The organism is Anaerocolumna jejuensis DSM 15929 (assembly GCF_900142215.1).
Classification (GTDB): Bacteria; Bacillota; Clostridia; order Lachnospirales; family Lachnospiraceae; genus Anaerocolumna; species Anaerocolumna jejuensis.
The window spans coordinates 51,968-68,036 of the sequence record NZ_FRAC01000008.1 but is presented as its reverse complement, the minus strand read 5'-3'; the positions used below and the strand labels follow the sequence as shown (position 1 = coordinate 68,036).

At 41.2% G+C, this 16,069-nt stretch carries 15 protein-coding genes; all 15 read left to right on the top strand.

All coding sequences use genetic code 11. The features are described 5' to 3' along the window. Positions 1 to 388 precede the first annotated feature (388 nt). Positions 389 to 1,918: a YifB family Mg chelatase-like AAA ATPase gene (locus BUB77_RS06485; protein ID WP_073274080.1), complete on the top strand. Its 1,530-nt coding sequence runs from the start codon at positions 389 to 391 to the stop codon at positions 1,916 to 1,918. A gap of 44 nt (positions 1,919 to 1,962) precedes the next feature. Continuing rightward, a complete protein-coding gene (gene dprA / locus BUB77_RS06480; RefSeq protein ID WP_073274078.1) occupies positions 1,963 to 3,051 on the top strand; it encodes a DNA-processing protein DprA in 1,089 nt (362 codons plus the stop codon). A gap of 62 nt (positions 3,052 to 3,113) precedes the next feature. Beyond that, positions 3,114 to 5,174, top strand: a complete 2,061-nt coding sequence (gene topA, locus BUB77_RS06475) for a type I DNA topoisomerase (protein WP_139241126.1) — start codon at positions 3,114 to 3,116, stop codon at positions 5,172 to 5,174. 194 nt (positions 5,175 to 5,368) lie between these two features. Beyond that, positions 5,369 to 6,139 (top strand): GTP-sensing pleiotropic transcriptional regulator CodY, encoded by a 771-nt coding sequence (gene codY, locus BUB77_RS06470; protein ID WP_073274074.1) that lies wholly within the window; start codon positions 5,369 to 5,371, stop codon positions 6,137 to 6,139. 308 nt (positions 6,140 to 6,447) lie between these two features. Continuing rightward, entirely contained in the window at positions 6,448 to 6,840 is a 393-nt protein-coding gene (gene flgB, locus BUB77_RS06465) for a flagellar basal body rod protein FlgB (RefSeq protein WP_073274072.1), read from the top strand. 14 nt (positions 6,841 to 6,854) lie between these two features. Beyond that, on the top strand, positions 6,855 to 7,295 hold the full coding sequence (flgC, locus tag BUB77_RS06460; protein ID WP_073274070.1) for a flagellar basal body rod protein FlgC: 441 nt from the start codon (positions 6,855 to 6,857) through the stop codon (positions 7,293 to 7,295). A gap of 14 nt (positions 7,296 to 7,309) precedes the next feature. Continuing rightward, complete coding sequence (fliE, locus tag BUB77_RS06455) at positions 7,310 to 7,621, top strand: flagellar hook-basal body complex protein FliE (RefSeq protein WP_073274069.1); 312 nt, start codon at positions 7,310 to 7,312, stop codon at positions 7,619 to 7,621. 24 nt (positions 7,622 to 7,645) lie between these two features. Then, the gene (locus tag BUB77_RS06450) at positions 7,646 to 9,241 is read left to right on the top strand and encodes a flagellar M-ring protein FliF C-terminal domain-containing protein (RefSeq protein ID WP_073274068.1); all 1,596 of its coding nucleotides are present in this window, start codon (positions 7,646 to 7,648) and stop codon (positions 9,239 to 9,241) included. A gap of 13 nt (positions 9,242 to 9,254) precedes the next feature. After that, positions 9,255 to 10,265: a flagellar motor switch protein FliG gene (gene fliG / locus BUB77_RS06445; RefSeq protein WP_073274066.1), complete on the top strand. Its 1,011-nt coding sequence runs from the start codon at positions 9,255 to 9,257 to the stop codon at positions 10,263 to 10,265. Next, positions 10,249 to 11,073 (top strand): FliH/SctL family protein, encoded by an 825-nt coding sequence (locus BUB77_RS06440; protein WP_073274064.1) that lies wholly within the window; start codon positions 10,249 to 10,251, stop codon positions 11,071 to 11,073. Before fliG ends, BUB77_RS06440 begins: the two co-directional genes overlap by 17 nt. A gap of 31 nt (positions 11,074 to 11,104) precedes the next feature. Continuing rightward, on the top strand, positions 11,105 to 12,409 hold the full coding sequence (gene fliI / locus BUB77_RS06435) for a flagellar protein export ATPase FliI (RefSeq protein WP_073274557.1): 1,305 nt from the start codon (positions 11,105 to 11,107) through the stop codon (positions 12,407 to 12,409). Positions 12,410 to 12,468: 59 nt separating this feature from the next. Continuing rightward, complete coding sequence (fliJ, locus tag BUB77_RS06430) at positions 12,469 to 12,915, top strand: flagellar export protein FliJ (RefSeq protein ID WP_073274062.1); 447 nt, start codon at positions 12,469 to 12,471, stop codon at positions 12,913 to 12,915. Positions 12,916 to 12,926: 11 nt separating this feature from the next. After that, positions 12,927 to 13,703, top strand: coding sequence for a MotE family protein (locus tag BUB77_RS06425; protein ID WP_073274060.1), 777 nt, complete (start codon positions 12,927 to 12,929; stop codon positions 13,701 to 13,703). Between the two features lie 88 nt (positions 13,704 to 13,791). Then, on the top strand, positions 13,792 to 15,201 hold the full coding sequence (locus BUB77_RS06420) for a flagellar hook-length control protein FliK (protein ID WP_073274058.1): 1,410 nt from the start codon (positions 13,792 to 13,794) through the stop codon (positions 15,199 to 15,201). Between the two features lie 16 nt (positions 15,202 to 15,217). Next, positions 15,218 to 16,036 (top strand): flagellar hook capping FlgD N-terminal domain-containing protein, encoded by an 819-nt coding sequence (locus BUB77_RS06415; RefSeq protein ID WP_073274057.1) that lies wholly within the window; start codon positions 15,218 to 15,220, stop codon positions 16,034 to 16,036. Positions 16,037 to 16,069 lie beyond the last annotated feature (33 nt).

Genomic DNA, 16,069 nt, shown 5'->3' with positions numbered 1-16,069 from the left:
TACATACATATAATGCATTTAGAACCCAATTGCAATACCCAGATAATTAGGGCTGTATTCCTTCGGGTTTCTATTGAAGGACTCCTTAATGACACTTAAATGGCAGAAACTATGACTAGAGAAAATGATACCACTGTTCGAAGCTCTCAACAGTACACTGCGATAACAGCTGCAGCAAGTTTGGTATCATTTACTCTTCCCAGGAATAGTTTCTGCCATTTTAGTGGAATTTGGAGTCCTGAACGAGAAACCCGAAGGAATACAGCCCTAATTATCGTCCACTTCCAAATCCCCTCCCCTACATAAAGTCACACTTGTAAATCCCCCCCAGTTTTGTTATACTCTTCATGGATGATGCTCCCTTTTAAGAGTTATGGAAAGGAGCACAATGTTTAGTAAAGTCTTTAGCGGAGCAGTTCACGGAATCGAAAGCAGGATTGTCACGGTAGAAGCAGATATCAGTGACGGCTTGCCAGTGTTTGACCTGGTAGGTTACCTTGGCTCGGAGGTTCGGGAGGCCAGGGAACGGGTCCGCATTTCTTTGAAGAATTCCGGTTATCGTTTACCGGCAAAACGAATAACCATCAATCTTTCGCCGGCAGATATGCGCAAGGAGGGCACGGCTTTTGATTTGCCCATTGCAGTTTCGGTTCTTGTTTCTCTTGGATTTCTTACAGAGGAAAGTCTTGAAGGCACCCTGTTTATCGGTGAATTGAGTTTAAACGGAGAGATTAAGAAGGTCAATGGCGTCCTGCCCATTGTGTACATGGCCTATGAACAGGGCTTTAAAAGGTGTATTGTGCCTGCCTGCAACGTAAGGGAAGGTGCTGTGGTTCAGGGCATTGAGGTATATGGCGCTGAAAACCTGGTACAGCTGGCAGGCTTCCTGAAGGGAAGTCCGATGATAGACCCCTGTGTGTTAAAGGAAGAGGAGCTGAAACCGGGGAAAGAACCCTATGAGGTTGATTTTTCCGATATCGTCGGACAGGAATTAGCCAAACGGGCCATAGAAATTGCGGCCTGCGGCATGCACAATATCTTATTGATCGGTCCTCCCGGTTCCGGGAAAACCATGCTTGCAAAAAGAATACCCACCATTCTTCCGGAGCTTTCCTTTGAGGAGAGTTTGGAAATCTCAAAAATATACAGTGTTTCCGGTCTTCTTGACAATAATCAGTCTTTAATTCGCAACAGGCCCTTTCGGTCACCCCATCACACAATCACAACAACAGCTTTAACCGGCGGCGGAAGATTTCCAATGCCCGGTGAAATCAGTCTTGCCCATTTGGGAGTCCTGTTTCTGGACGAATTTCCGGAATTTAACCGCAATACAATAGAAATTCTAAGACAGCCACTGGAAGAAAATGAAATAACAATCACAAGGCTCAACGGAACCTACCGGTATCCGGCAAATCTTATGCTCTGCGCTGCCATGAACCCCTGTAACTGCGGGTATTACCCGGACAGGAATAAATGCAGGTGCTCCCTTTCCCAGGTAAGGCATTATCTTGGGAAAATCAGCCGGCCCCTCCTGGACAGAATTGATATCAGTATCGAAGTACCTCAGACAGACTACCGGGAATTAAAGAAGCAGGAGAAGGGCGAGACTTCCGCTTCCATAAGAGAGCGTATCAAGCTGGCAAGAGAGCTACAGTATGTCCGGTATGAAAAGGAAAACATCCAATTTAACTCCCAGCTAAGCGCCAAAATGCTGGCCGTTTACTGCAAATTGGAAAAGGAGGAAGAAAAAATCATGGAGGAGGCGTATAACAGGCTTCATTTAAGCGCCAGAGCTTATCACAGAATCTTAAAGGTAGCAAGAACAATTGCAGACTTGGAAGGGGAGGAAAGAATCAATGCAAAGCATTTAACGGAAGCAGTCTGCTACCGCAGCATGGATAAAAAGTACTGGGAATAGTTTCTACCCATAACAAATAAAGAAAATGTAAGAAAGGGACAGGCATGACAGAAAAAGAATATTGGTATTGGCTTTGTGCAATGTTAGAATTAGGGCAAAAGAAAAAGGAAGCTATCCTTTCCTTTTTCTCTTCACCGGAGGCAGCTTTTAAGGAAAAGATAGAGAATTATTCCAGCATTTTGATACTTACTGAAAAAGATATTGAACGGATAAAAATAAGCCGAATGAATGGCTGCGTAGAGGAAAGCTATGCTAAACTGGCGGATAAGGGCATATATTTTGTAACGATAGAGGACGGGGAGTATCCGGAAAAGTTAAAAAATATATATGAACCGCCATTAGGGATATTCTATAAAGGAAAGTTGCCGGAAAAAGACAGAATCAACATAGCGGTAATCGGAGCAAGAAATTGTTCCGATTATGGATTGGAAACGGCAAGGAGCTTTGCAAAGGAATTGGCAAGAGCGGGTGCAGGGGTAATCAGCGGAATGGCTGCGGGTATTGACGGAGCGGCCCATGAAGGGGCATTAATGGGAGAAGGAGATACATTCGCTGTCCTTGGCTGTGGTGTGGATGTTTGTTATCCTGTTGAGAATTTCAACCTTTATTTAAAAATCGGTAATGGCGGAGGAATTTTGTCGGAGTATGGGCCTATGACTCAGCCCCGGGCATATCATTTTCCAATGAGAAACAGGATTATAAGCGGACTCTCCGACGGGATACTGGTAGTAGAGGCCAGGGAAAAAAGCGGCTCCTTAATTACCGTGGACTATGGTCTGGAGCAGGGGAAAAATATCTATGCCATACCGGGAAGGCCGGGGGATGTGCTAAGTGACGGCTGCAATAATATCCTTAAAATGGGTGCCAAACTGTGTACAAACCCGGAAGATATCCTGGAAGATTACATTCAAATCTGTAAAAAAATTACTAAAGATGATAAAAAAAATGATAAATTACTTGAAGCAAATGAAAAAATAGTGTATGCTTGTTTAAGTCGTATCCCGAAACACTTGAACGACATTGCAAAAGAAGCTGATTTGTCCATCGGAGCATTAGCTTCGGTATTATTTCAATTAGAATATAAGAATTATATTAAACAAACCAGAGCAAATTATTATGTGACTGATATATAAGGAAGGGAGAGGATGCTTCTCTCCCTCCGGCAGAATAAGAAACAGGAAATTCAGATAGGGGAGTGCGCATGAATCTAGTTATTGTGGAATCACCGGCAAAAGCAAAAACCATAAAGAAGTTTTTAGGTGCAAACTATGAAGTAGTGGCTTCAAACGGACATGTCAGAGATTTGCCGAAGAGTCAGCTTGGCATTGATATAGAAAATGATTTTGAACCTAAATATATAACCATTAGAGGAAAGGGAGACCTTCTTGCAAAGCTGCGGAAAGAAGTAAAAAAAGCAGATAAGATATATCTGGCAACTGACCCTGACCGCGAAGGGGAGGCAATATCCTGGCATTTGACAAAAACTTTAAAGCTGGATGAGAAAACCAGCAGCCGGATAACTTTTAATGAAATTACAAAAAATGCTGTTAAATCCTCCATAAAACAGGCAAGGGATATTGATATGGACCTGGTGGATTCCCAGCAGACCAGAAGAATGCTTGACCGTATGGTAGGTTACAGCATCAGCCCTTTGCTGTGGGCAAAGGTCAAGAGGGGATTAAGTGCTGGACGTGTACAGTCCGTTGCCCTTCGTATTATTTGTGACAGGGAAGATGAAATCAATGCCTTCGTACCGGAGGAATATTGGACCCTGGAAGGAAGCTTTCAGGTAGAAGGGGAGAAAAAGCCCCTGGTGGCCAAGTTCATAACCGGCTCTTCCGATAAGAAGAATATATCATCGGAAGAAGAATTAAACACGATTGTTAAAGAGCTTGAAAATGCAGAATTTAAAATCTCAGAAATAAAAAGGGGAGAGAGGCAGAAGAAACCGCCGCTGCCCTTCACCACCAGTACCTTGCAGCAGGAAGCAGCCAAGACCCTGAACTTTTCTACCTCTAAGACCATGCGGCTGGCACAGCAGCTGTATGAGGGTATTGATATTAAGGGACATGGTACAATAGGTCTGATTACCTATTTAAGAACAGATTCCATCAGAATTTCTGAAGAAGCGGATGCCTTTGCCAGAGACTTTATAGAGAAAACCTATGGCAGCAATTATAAATCGGAAGTAGAAGAAAAAAAGACAAACGGAAAGAAAATCCAGGATGCCCATGAAGCGATCCGGCCCACTTATACGGACCTTACCCCTGTGATAGTAAAGGAATCCTTAAGCCGTGATCTGTTCCGTTTATATCAGCTTATCTGGAAGCGTTTTGTAGGAAGCCGGATGACACCGGCAAGGTATGAGACGATTAATGTAAAATTAGAGGCAAAGGGATATAAGTTCAGTGCCTCTGCTTCCAAAATGGTCTTTGACGGATATTTAAGCGTTTATTCCGAAGAGGAAGAAAATGAGAGCAATGCGATGCTAAAGGATATTACGGAAGCTTCCGCCGTCAAGCTTTTGGAATTCAATCCATCCCAGCATTTTACACAGGCATCGCCCCACTACACGGAAGCTTCACTGGTTAAGACACTGGAAGAATTGGGCATCGGCCGGCCCAGTACCTATTCGCCGACTATCACCACCATATTAGCCAGAAGGTATGTTGTAAAAGAGAATAAGAATCTATATGTAACGGAACTTGGCGAAGTAGTGAATAAGATTATGAAAGAGGCATTTTCAAGTATAGTTGATGTGAATTTCACAGCAAACCTGGAATCTCTTTTGGACAAAGTAGAAGACGGCAGCGTCGGCTGGAAGACAGTGGTGCGTAATTTCTACCCGGACCTTGAAGAAGCAGTCACAAATGCGAAAGACAGTCTGGAAGAAATCAAGATTGAAGATGAAAAAACCGATATTATATGTGAAGAATGCGGCAGGAACATGGTAATCAAGTATGGCCCTCACGGGAAATTCTTAGCCTGCCCCGGTTTTCCGGAATGCCGCAATACAAAGCCCTATCTTGAAAAGATTGGTGTTGCCTGTCCCCTGTGTGGAAAGGACGTTGTAATCCGCAAGACGAAAAAAGGCCGGAAGTATTATGGCTGTGAGGATAATCCGGAATGTGAATTTATGTCCTGGCAGAAACCCACGAATCAGAAATGCCCTAAATGCGGTAAAGTATTGATAGAAAAAGGAAACAGCCTGGTTTGTTCCGATGATAAATGTGGGTTTATTGTTGTGAATAAATGAGAAATATAAGAAAAACAGATAAATTTAATTAAAATGTGCGTCAAAAACAAGAAATAACTATTGTTTTTATGAAAAGGGTATGTTAATATTTATCTAATGCTAATATAAATGACCGGTATCTTATCTTTTGTGAAATAATTACTGGTTATTTTGAAAAATCAGGTAAAAAAGCGGGGGTACTGGGAGGTTATTTTATGAGTGTACAATTGCTGGATAAGACGAGAAAGATTAATAAGCTATTACACAATAACAATTCTCATAAGGTAGTCTTTAACGATATCTGTGAGGTGTTAAGCGAGATTCTGGAGTCCAATATTCTGGTAATAAGTAAAAAAGGCAAGGTTTTAGGAATCAAGAACAGGGACGATATTGTGGAAATCAAGGAACTGATTAAGGATGCCGTTGGCGGATACATTGATCAGATGTTAAATGAAAGACTTCTAAACATCCTCTCCACCAAAGAAAACGTCAATCTGTTGACTCTTGGATTTGAATTGGATACGGATATAAACTATCAGGCAATTATCATTCCAATTGATATTGCAGGAGAACGCCTTGGGACCTTGTTCCTGTATAAGAGCGTGAAGCAATATGATTTAGATGATATTATACTCAGTGAATACGGAACAACAGTTGTAGGACTTGAAATGATGCGTTCCGTGAATGAAGAAAGTGCGGAAGAAAACCGTAAAGTACAGATTGTAAAATCTGCAATCAGCACCTTATCCTTTTCTGAGTTGGAAGCGATTATCCATATATTCGAGGAGCTGGAAGGAAATGAAGGAATTCTGGTCGCTAGCAAGATTGCAGACAGGGTAGGAATCACCAGATCCGTGATTGTCAATGCTCTTCGCAAATTTGAAAGTGCCGGTGTTATCGAATCCCGTTCTTCCGGTATGAAGGGAACCTATATCAAGGTTCTGAATGATGTTGTATTTGATGAATTGAAAAAATTAAATAAATAAGGGACTGATTTTTCCATTACTATTACCCTTAAAGTTGTTGGAATTGAACTTGCAAATTAAAATAATTTGCAAGTTCTTTTTGTTTTTGTAAAGGATTTATGATGTATGTTAAATGTCGAATGAAAAATGCCTGAAAAAGTCGTATTTTCTCAAAATATATAAAAGATTTTATGCATAATATCATACATTTGCGCTGATATTCGAATAATTTACATTATATGATATAATAGTACTAATTTCAAAAAATTAGCTTGTTTTTTTGTCGTAATATATTTATAATTGAATCTAGTTATGAAAGGAGTGTAAGTATGATTAATTCAGATGTGTTTAACTATGTAAACATACTAAATAAAGCAGCAGATGCTACTTGGACTAGAGGTAAGTTATTGGCTAACAATCTTGCCAATGTCAGTACTCCGGGGTATAAAAGACAGGATATTGAATTTCAGACATATTTAGCGGATGCTTTGAAACAGGGTCACGGAACGCTGGACCAAAAAGTTGCAGGAGTGAATTTACAGTCAATAGAGCCTACCATTTATAAAGATAACACATCTTTAAGCTACAGACTTGACGGTAATAATGTTGATGTAGATACTGAATCAGCAAATATGGGAGAAAACGTAATTAATAATAATGCCATACTGGAATCTATTACACATGAATTCAGCAGAATAAGATTAGCATTATCCAATAATTAGGAGGAGAATAATAAATGTCCGTTATTGATGCAATGAATATAAGCGCAAGCGGTATGACAGCACAAAGGCTTCGAATGGATGTTATATCACAGAACATTGCCAATGTGAATACGACCAGGGATGAAGATGGAAATCCATATAAGCGCAAGATTCTGGTTTTTGAAGAGAGAAATACAACGCCCTTTGCACAAGTCCTTGGAGGGAAGATGAGTGAAAAGGCCGGCTCGGGGGTTAAGGTCACAGAAATTAAGGCCGATGACAAAACACCTATGAAGGTAGTTTACGATCCTTCCCATCCAGATGCAAATGAAGAAGGCTATGTTACTTATCCAAATGTAAATACTGTTACTGAAATGGCAAATATGATTGATGCATCCAGGGCTTATGAAGCGAATATAACAGCTTTTAATTCCATCAAAAGCATGGCGTTAAAAGGTCTTGAAATCGGCAAATAGTGGGGGAATAATTAATGGATATTACACTTCTTAATGGGATATCAGGTTTAAATGCATATAGTACTGAAAATACGGGAGTAGAAAAGACCGGAAGAAATAATACCTTTGATAGTATGTTTAAATCTGCTCTTTCTATGTTAAATGAAACGAATGACTTGTCTAATGCTGCAAAAGAAGCAGAAGTATCCTATGCATTGGGACTGTCAGATAATACTTATGACCTTCAGGTTGCGCAGGAAAAAGCCAATGCGTCACTACAGTATACTGTTCAGGTGAGGAATAAGGTACTAGATGCTTACAAAGAGATTATGAATCTCCAATTCTAACAATGGAACTTAAGGAGCAGTATTATGGTTGACAGACTAAAGCAGATACCAGTTCAGTTACTGAATCAATGGAATAAATACACCAGTAAGCAAAAGACAATTATAATTGGGGTTGTTGCAACAATATTTCTTGCGCTGGTCATATTGGTTACTGTAATGAACAGGACGGAATATAAAGAATTAATGAAGGGCGAGACTACAAAAGATGTCAGTACCGTTGCCAGTCTGTTAAAGGATGAGGGAATCGCCTATAAGTTAAGCAATGACGGAATGACAATCAGCGTCGATAAGAAAAAGTTCTCCGATGCGCTGCTGGCAGTTTACGGCAGTGATGTACCTACAAGCGGAATGACACTGAACCAGTTGGTGAAAAATGATTTAAGTACCACCAACAGTGACCGTAATTTGAAAAATAATTTATACGTACAGACAGAGATCAGAAATTATCTGATTAAAATGAAGGGCATTAAAGATGCTCAGGTTACATATGTTCCGGAAGAAGCAACCTACAGCGTTCTTGCGGATAAACAGGATTTGCCGGCAAGTGTGGCGCTTACTATTACGGATGATTTTAAGGCGACTAATGCCGCTGCGGTAGCGGAATATGTAGCGGCTGCAATCGGAAATGAAACGACGGATAAGATTAAAATTATTGATCAGAACGGTAATCTTTTATTTGGCGGAAAAGATGACCTCTATACAGGGAGTGCCAATTCCGTACTGGAGTATAAGGAAAAACTCCAGAATACCTATAACAACAATATATATATGCTGATGCTTAAGCTTGGATATACTGATGTCCAGCCGATGTTTAACTGGAAGCTTAATATGGATAAAGTAACCCAGCTATACAATGAAAAAATACCGGCGGACGGACAGGATCAGGGCTTATATGGTGAATATTACACATATGATACAAAGAATTCCAGCGCTACAAGCGGCGGAACACCGGGAACGGATTCCAATGATGAAGCATCGTATGCTACCAACAACGGTACGGAAAATGGTTCCTCTTCTTCTACAGTACAAATCAAATATTTGCCCAATGAGCGTGTTACAAATACGGAATATGAAGTTGGAGCAGTGTTGCCGGAGCAATCCTCGGGCAGTATTATCTGTACCAAAGTTGTGACTTATACGGAAGAAGAATTAAAGCTTAATGGCTCATTAAAAAATACGACCTTTGCCAAATATGCTTTGGCAAATAAGAATCCTAAGCAAATAAAGGTCGGTAATGATGTATATAATGCAGTATCCCTGGCAACTGGTATTCCTACGGATAAAATCTCAATTTTAGCCTATGAGCAGCCAGTGTTTGTTCCGGCTGAAAAAACCCAGAGAGACTGGTCCTTCTATCTGCAGATTCTCCTGGCAGCTGCAATTGTCGGCCTTTTAGTATTTGTAGTATTTAAGGGAACATCACCTGTCGAGGTTACAGAGCTCGAGCCGGAGCTGTCGGTTGAACAGCTGCTGGCAACTACAAAGGAAAATCAGACATTAGAAGATATTGAGTTCAGCGAGAAGTCGGAAGCAAAGAAGATGATAGAAAAATTTGTGGACGAGAACCCGGATGCCGTTGCCCAGCTGCTGCGAAACTGGCTAAACGACGAGTGGGGTTGATAAGGAGGAGAATATGGCAAAGAACACAGAAATATCAGGAGTACAAAAAGCTGCTGTTCTCTTAATATCCTTAGGGCCCGAGAAATCAGCAAGTATTTTTAAGCATTTAAAGGAAGATGAGATAGAACAGCTGACTTTGGAAATAGCCAATACAAGAAGTATTTCACCGGCTACCAAAGAGCAGGTGCTGGATGAATTTTATGAAATCTGTCTGGCTCAGCAGTATATCGCAGAAGGCGGTATTGCTTATGCAAAAGAACTATTGGAGAAGGCTCTTGGAGAAGAAAAGGCAAAGGATGTTATTGGAAAACTGACAGCTTCCTTACAGGTTCGTCCTTTTGAATTTGTCAGAAAGGCTGATGCCAGCCAGATGCTGAACTTTATCCAGGATGAGCATCCTCAGACCATTGCCCTTATACTTTCCTACCTGTCCTCCGGTCAGGCATCTGCCATTATATCGGCTCTTGGCCCGGATAAACAGGCGGATGTGGCAAAACGTATTGCGCAGATGGACCGTACCTCTCCGGATGTTATCAAAGAGGTTGAACGGGTATTGGAACGTAAATTATCCTCCCTTGTTAATCAGGATTACACCATTGTCGGCGGTGTGGATTCTATCGTATCCATCCTGAATACCGTAGACAGAGGAACAGAAAAGCATATTATGGAAACTCTTGAAATTGAAGAGCCAGAGCTTGCAGATGAGATCAGAAGGAAGATGTTCGTATTTGAAGACATTCTTACACTGGATGACCGTTCCATACAGAGAGTACTGCGTGAGGTTGATAATAATGAATTAGCGGTGGCATTGAAGGCTTCCAATGAAGAAGTGCAGAATGTTATCTTTAACAACCTGTCCAAGCGTCTTGCTGCTATGATTAAGGAAGATATGGAATTTATGGGTCCTGTTCGTTTGAAGGATGTTGAAGAAGCACAACAGAAGATTGTTAATATTATTAGAAAATTAGAGGATTCCGCTGAGATTATCATTTCCAGAGGTGGAGGTGATGAGATTATTGTCTAATCTTATTAAATCCAGGTACATAACCAGAGAAAAAGAAGATAGGTTCGTTATCGATTCCAATGAAAGAAGTGAGGAATTCCGGCTTATCAACTTTGCAAACAAGCCCAAGGTACATATTTCCAATAAGGAAGAAGCAACTTCTTCCGAAGGCTTTAAATTAGGAATAGAGGCGCCTGTCATCGAAACTGATGAAGAAATGGAAAGCGAAGAAGAACTGAGGGACCGTCTGGAAGATATGATTGCAAAGGCGGAAGAAGAAGCGGCTCTTATACGAAAGATAGCAGAGGAAGAAAGCAAGGCAAACAGCAGAAAGCTATATGAGGATTCCACGAAGAAGGGCTATGACGACGGCTTTGCAAAGGGAATGGAAGAAGCCCTGAAAAAGCAAAAAGAGTATGAAGAGCAGGAAGCAAAGCTTAAGAAGGAATATGAAGAAAAGATAATAGATTTGGAGCCTGAATTTGCAGGTATCATGGCGGCACTGATAGAAAAGGTCGCCGGAGTAGCCGTGGAAGAGAAAAAGGGCGTAATAACCCATCTTCTTCACCGGGCCATACTTCACGGTGATAACAGTAAATTTTATCACATAAAGGTGTCGAAGGAGGATTATGAGGAGGTTCTGGCCTATAAACCAAAGCTGGTGGGAATTCTCAATGAATCCATAGAGCTGGACATCGCCCTGGACAAAAATCTTGCAAAAAACCAGTGTATTATTGATATGGAGACCGGAATAGTCGATTGCAGTCTTGATACACAATTGGAAAATCTAAAGAAAGATATTATGCTTCTTTCCATGGATAATCTGTAATTTGGATAAGCAAAGGCAGGTAGATATGAAAATGGCTGATCTGGAAAAATATGATATTCTGCTGGACAGAACCTATGAAAAGCAATTAGGAAAAGTGGTGAAAGTGGTCGGACTGACCATAGAATCCATAGGACCTAAGGCGAATCTCAATGACTTGTGTGTCATAGTTTCTTCTGATAAATCACAGACTATAATGGCTGAGGTGGTAGGTTTTCGGGAAAACCGGATACTATTAATGCCATATGATGATATCGAAGGTGTGGGAGTCGGCAGCACAGTGGAGACAACAGGAAGGCCTTTAAGTGTTTCCGTGGGTGATGACCTTCTTGGAAAAACCCTGGATGGACTGGGGAGACCTCTTGATGATACGGAGCTTAAAATGAAAGCGGAATATTCCGTTGAAGCACAGCCGCCGGACCCGATGAAAAGGAAGCTGATAGATGAAGTGCTGCCCTTGGGAGTAAGAGCTGTTGATGGTATGATAACCGTTGGTAAGGGTCAGAGAATCGGCATATTTGCAGGAAGCGGTGTTGGTAAAAGTACTCTTCTCGGTATGTTTGCCAGAAACACAAAGGCGGATATCAATGTCATTGGCTTAATTGGTGAGCGTGGCAGGGAAGTACGGGAGTTCCTGGAAAGAGATTTGGGCGAGGAAGGCATGAAGCGGTCGGTAGTAGTGGTAGCGACATCCGATAAACCTGCTCTTATTCGAAAAAAAGCGGCGAAAACAGCTACGGCTATAGCGGAGTATTTCAGAGATCAGGGAAAAGATGTCCTTTTAATGATGGATTCCCTTACACGTTTTTCCATGGCTCAAAGAGAAATCGGCCTTGCTTCCGGTGAGCCACCTGTTTCCAGAGGCTACCCGCCGAGTGTATATTCTGAAATGCCAAAGCTCCTGGAAAGAGCGGGCAATTCGGAAAAAGGTTCCATTACGGGCCTTTATACGGTATTGGTGGATGGTGATGATTTTAACGAACCTATAACAGATACGGCAAGAGGTATACTTGATGGTCATATTATGCTGACACGTAAGATGGCGAATAAGAACCATTATCCGGCCATCGATGTGCTGCAGAGTATATCCCGTGTTATGTCTTCCATTGTAACGGCAGAGCATAAGAATGCAGCCGGAAAATTAAAGAATGTTTTGGCAACTTATATGGAAGCAGAAGATTTGATAAATATAGGTGCTTATAAAAACGGCTCTAACAAAGATATTGATTATGCAATATCAAAAATTGATGCTGTCAATGGATTTTTACGGCAGAATGTGGATGAAAAAGTAGATTTTGACCTGATAGTGAATGACCTGGCAAATTTATTTGAAGATTGAACCTGATTTTTGCAGTCGGGTTTCAGTATACATAGTCGTTAGGTAAGAAACGAGGGTATATGGCTAAATTTATTTATAAGATGGAAAATATTTTAGGAATAAAATATAAATTGGAAGACCAGGCGAAAACTTCTTATGGAATAGCCCGAAAAAAGCTTATGAAGGAAGAGGAAAGACTTTCTGAACTGATTACCAGGCTGGAAGAATATCAGGATAAGGGCAAGGAACTTAGAATGCAAAAGCTTGATATCATGAAGCTGAAGGAGTATACGGAAGCCTCTGAAATCGTAAAGGAAGAGATTAAGCTGCAGGAACTGGCTGTAAAGAAAGCAGAGCAGCAGGTGGAGCTTGCAAGGGAGCGGTTGAACGCTGCAATGCTGGAGCGGAAAACCCATGAGAAATTAAAAGAGAATGCAAAAGAAGTATTTTTCCTGGAGGTAGCTTCGGGAGAAAGAAAAGAAATAGATGAATTGGTAAGCTTTAGATACAATAATCCTACTAATTAGGAGGAAAGAAAATGGCAAAGAAGAACAAAGGGGCAGAAGGTTCTGAGAATGAGAAAAGTATCGGCAGCAAAATAACGATAGCAGTAATAGTGCTGGTAGTCATTCTGATTTGGCTTGTGGTATTTGCTCTTTTAATTAAATTGGATGTAAATGGACTTGGCTCGTCTGTATTAAGACCATTGATTAAGGATATTCCCGTAGTGAACAGGATTCTTCCGGATGTATCGGAAGAGCAGTTAGCCTATGAAAATGACTATCCCTACGATAACCTGGAAGAAGCAGTTAAGAAAATCAAGGAATTGGAAGTGGAAAACGACGCTTTGACCAAAACGAAGGACAGTAATACAAAAACTGTAAAAGAGCAGAAGGCAGAGATTGCAAGGCTTAAAGTTTACGAAAAGGATCAAAAGGCTTTTGAAGAAAAAGTCAAGGAATTTGATGAAAAAGTAGTATTTGCAGATCAGGCTCCCAGTATTGACGAGTATAAAAAATACTATGAAAGCATTGATCCTACCAATGCCGAAGAAATATACAGACAGGTTGTGGAACAGCTCCAGTATTCGAATGCCATAAAGGAAAAAGCTGATATATATAGAAAGATGAAGGCAGATGCAGCTGCGAAGATATTAGAGACAATGACAGCGGATATTGATACGGTAGCACAGATGCTTCTTAGTATGAACGCATCGGAAAGCTCAGGAATATTAGCAGCCATGGACCCGACAGCAGCGGCTAAAATCACCAAGAAGATGATTGATATGGATTCACAGCTTGTAAAGGATAAATAGGCTTAAGGTAAGAATAACTTTTCAGATTCAAAGGGAAGTTACAATTACTTAAGTATAAATACGAAAGAAGAAAGGAGGAAAAGGAAAGATGCAAAGTGTAAAAGCTGGTTTTATCGAAAATTATACCGCTTCTGTAGGCGGAACGCAGTCAAAAGGGGCGGTAAAGAACAGTAAAGGTTCTTTTGAGGATATTATTACAGGCAGCCTGAAAGCAAATAAGAATGATGCGGCGGATAATTCCAATGCAGCCAAGGCTGTTCCGAATAAAACTTCCTATGAAGCACCCCAGGATGTTAATACAAGCCAGGGCAATTCACAGGTAAAGCCTGATGATGCAGCAAGCGGGAAGGCAGATAATACAAATACCCAGGGTAATGCCAGCCAGCCCGTTGACCAGTTACAGGATGAGAGTGTACCAAGCATACCCCAGGAACAAAATGTTCCCGCAGAACTGCCGGTAATGAAGCCGGAGGATAGCATCAATGCCGGTATTCAGGAGCTTTTGAATACAATCAAGGACAGTATGAAGCAAAAGCTGGGTATTTCTGAGGACGATTTTAATAAGGCATTGGAAGCTCTTGGATTAACACCTCTAAATCTGCTGGATGTAAACAATCTGAAGCAATTTCTTCTAAAGGTAAGCAACAACGATGATATGTCGGCTTTTTTAACCAATGAAGATTTGGGTAATTCTTTGAAAGAGCTGATGAATGTCTGCAATACCATTCAGGAACAATTCCCTGCATTAAAAGAACAGCTCCCTGTTTTAAACCAGCCGGCAGTGATGACTGCGGAGAATAAAGTTCCCCAGGAATTACAGACAGAGACTGACACCAATGATGTGGCAGAACCGGAAGAGAAAATTGATATAACGGTTGTAAGATCAGGAAAGCAGGCAGAGAACCGCCCAAGTGAAGAAAACAAGGCTGACAGTCAAAAAACAGGGCAGAATTTATCAGCAACAGAGCTTTTGATTCATAACCTGGCAGTAAATACAGGCGGCGATCAGGCTATCTTTACAGACCAGCTTACCAAGGTACAGCAGATAAGAGAAATAACAACTCAGATACTGGATGCCGTCCGGATTAATATCAAGCCCGACCAGACATCCATGGAGCTTCAGTTAAATCCTGAAAATCTGGGAAAAATCAATTTGACGGTTGTTTCAAAGGAAGGCGTACTTACGGCAAAGTTTGTAACCGGTACGGAAACCGCAAAAGAAGCTATTGAAAGCCAGCTTCAGGTTTTCAAGGAAAATTTGAATAACCAGGGATTAAAGGTTGAAAATGTAGAAGTTACCGTATCTTATTCTGCTTTTGACCAAAAGGAACAAGGGTTTCAGGGCGAAGGCGGCAAAGAAAGCCAGGAAAGATCCAGAAACAGGGCATTCAGAGGCCTGGATGAGATAAATGAACCTCTGGCAGATACTGTAGTGGAAGAGAATGCAAGCCTTGGAGGCTTGGAAGAAAATACTAGCAGCGTAGACTATACTGTATAGTAAGAAAGGAGGAAACATGAGCGTTTTACCGGTTAAAGATGGAAAGGTCGTTGAAAGTACAAACACATCAAGCGCAAAAACAAAGACAACAGGAACAGGATCTCTGGATAAAACTGCTTTTTTGCAGCTATTAGTTGCTCAAATGAAATACCAGGATCCTTTAAATCCAAGTACGGATACTCAGTTCGTTCAACAGTATGCGACTTTTGCTCAATTGGAACAGATGCAGAATTTGAATAAGACAACTTCAAATAATCAGGCATTTGGACTTGTGGGTATGGAAGTGGAAGTCAGCACTACGGATTCCGCCGGAAAATCAGTTACAAGCAGCGGACGTGTTGATTATGTGACTATGAGTAACGGTGAGGCAAAGGTTTCTGTAAACGGCAATCTTTATACACTGGATCAGGTGTCTTCGGTAATTGACAGTACATTTTTATTGGAACAGGGGCTTCCTTATATCACAAGCAAAGTAGAAGCGACTTTTGACAGGGATAAGCAGGAAGATATCAGCTTTAACGTCAACTTAGGCTCCGGAAAGACTGTTGCAACAGATGTTGCGGTGATTATTAATAATAAGGTAGTGGATTCCAAGTATGTGAAACTGGATGGCACAAAGGTTACCATCAGCAAGGAAGCACTGGCGGGTCTTGATAACGGTACATATAAACCCACCATTATGTTTAATGATGCAAATTATACGGTGGTATCAAATCAGATTGTTATTACGGTTAAGGGTACCGAACCCCCTAAAGAAACTCCTAAGGATACTGAAACTCCGGATGATTCAGATACAAGCGGAGGAGATGGAAGCGGCAGTGGAACGGAATCCTAAGCTGATAAGATCTATGATTGATTTGACTTGCAA

Coding starts and splice junctions, on each gene's coding strand:
- BUB77_RS06485 (WP_073274080.1), top strand. CDS start 389: ATGTTTAGTAAAGTCTTTAGCGGAGCAGTTCACGGAATCGAAAGCAGG.
- dprA (WP_073274078.1), top strand. CDS start 1,963: ATGACAGAAAAAGAATATTGGTATTGGCTTTGTGCAATGTTAGAATTA.
- codY (WP_073274074.1), top strand. CDS start 5,369: ATGAGTGTACAATTGCTGGATAAGACGAGAAAGATTAATAAGCTATTA.
- flgB (WP_073274072.1), top strand. CDS start 6,448: ATGATTAATTCAGATGTGTTTAACTATGTAAACATACTAAATAAAGCA.
- flgC (WP_073274070.1), top strand. CDS start 6,855: ATGTCCGTTATTGATGCAATGAATATAAGCGCAAGCGGTATGACAGCA.
- fliE (WP_073274069.1), top strand. CDS start 7,310: ATGGATATTACACTTCTTAATGGGATATCAGGTTTAAATGCATATAGT.
- BUB77_RS06450 (WP_073274068.1), top strand. CDS start 7,646: ATGGTTGACAGACTAAAGCAGATACCAGTTCAGTTACTGAATCAATGG.
- fliG (WP_073274066.1), top strand. CDS start 9,255: ATGGCAAAGAACACAGAAATATCAGGAGTACAAAAAGCTGCTGTTCTC.
- BUB77_RS06440 (WP_073274064.1), top strand. CDS start 10,249: ATGAGATTATTGTCTAATCTTATTAAATCCAGGTACATAACCAGAGAA.
- fliI (WP_073274557.1), top strand. CDS start 11,105: ATGGCTGATCTGGAAAAATATGATATTCTGCTGGACAGAACCTATGAA.
- fliJ (WP_073274062.1), top strand. CDS start 12,469: ATGGCTAAATTTATTTATAAGATGGAAAATATTTTAGGAATAAAATAT.
- BUB77_RS06425 (WP_073274060.1), top strand. CDS start 12,927: ATGGCAAAGAAGAACAAAGGGGCAGAAGGTTCTGAGAATGAGAAAAGT.
- BUB77_RS06420 (WP_073274058.1), top strand. CDS start 13,792: ATGCAAAGTGTAAAAGCTGGTTTTATCGAAAATTATACCGCTTCTGTA.
- BUB77_RS06415 (WP_073274057.1), top strand. CDS start 15,218: ATGAGCGTTTTACCGGTTAAAGATGGAAAGGTCGTTGAAAGTACAAAC.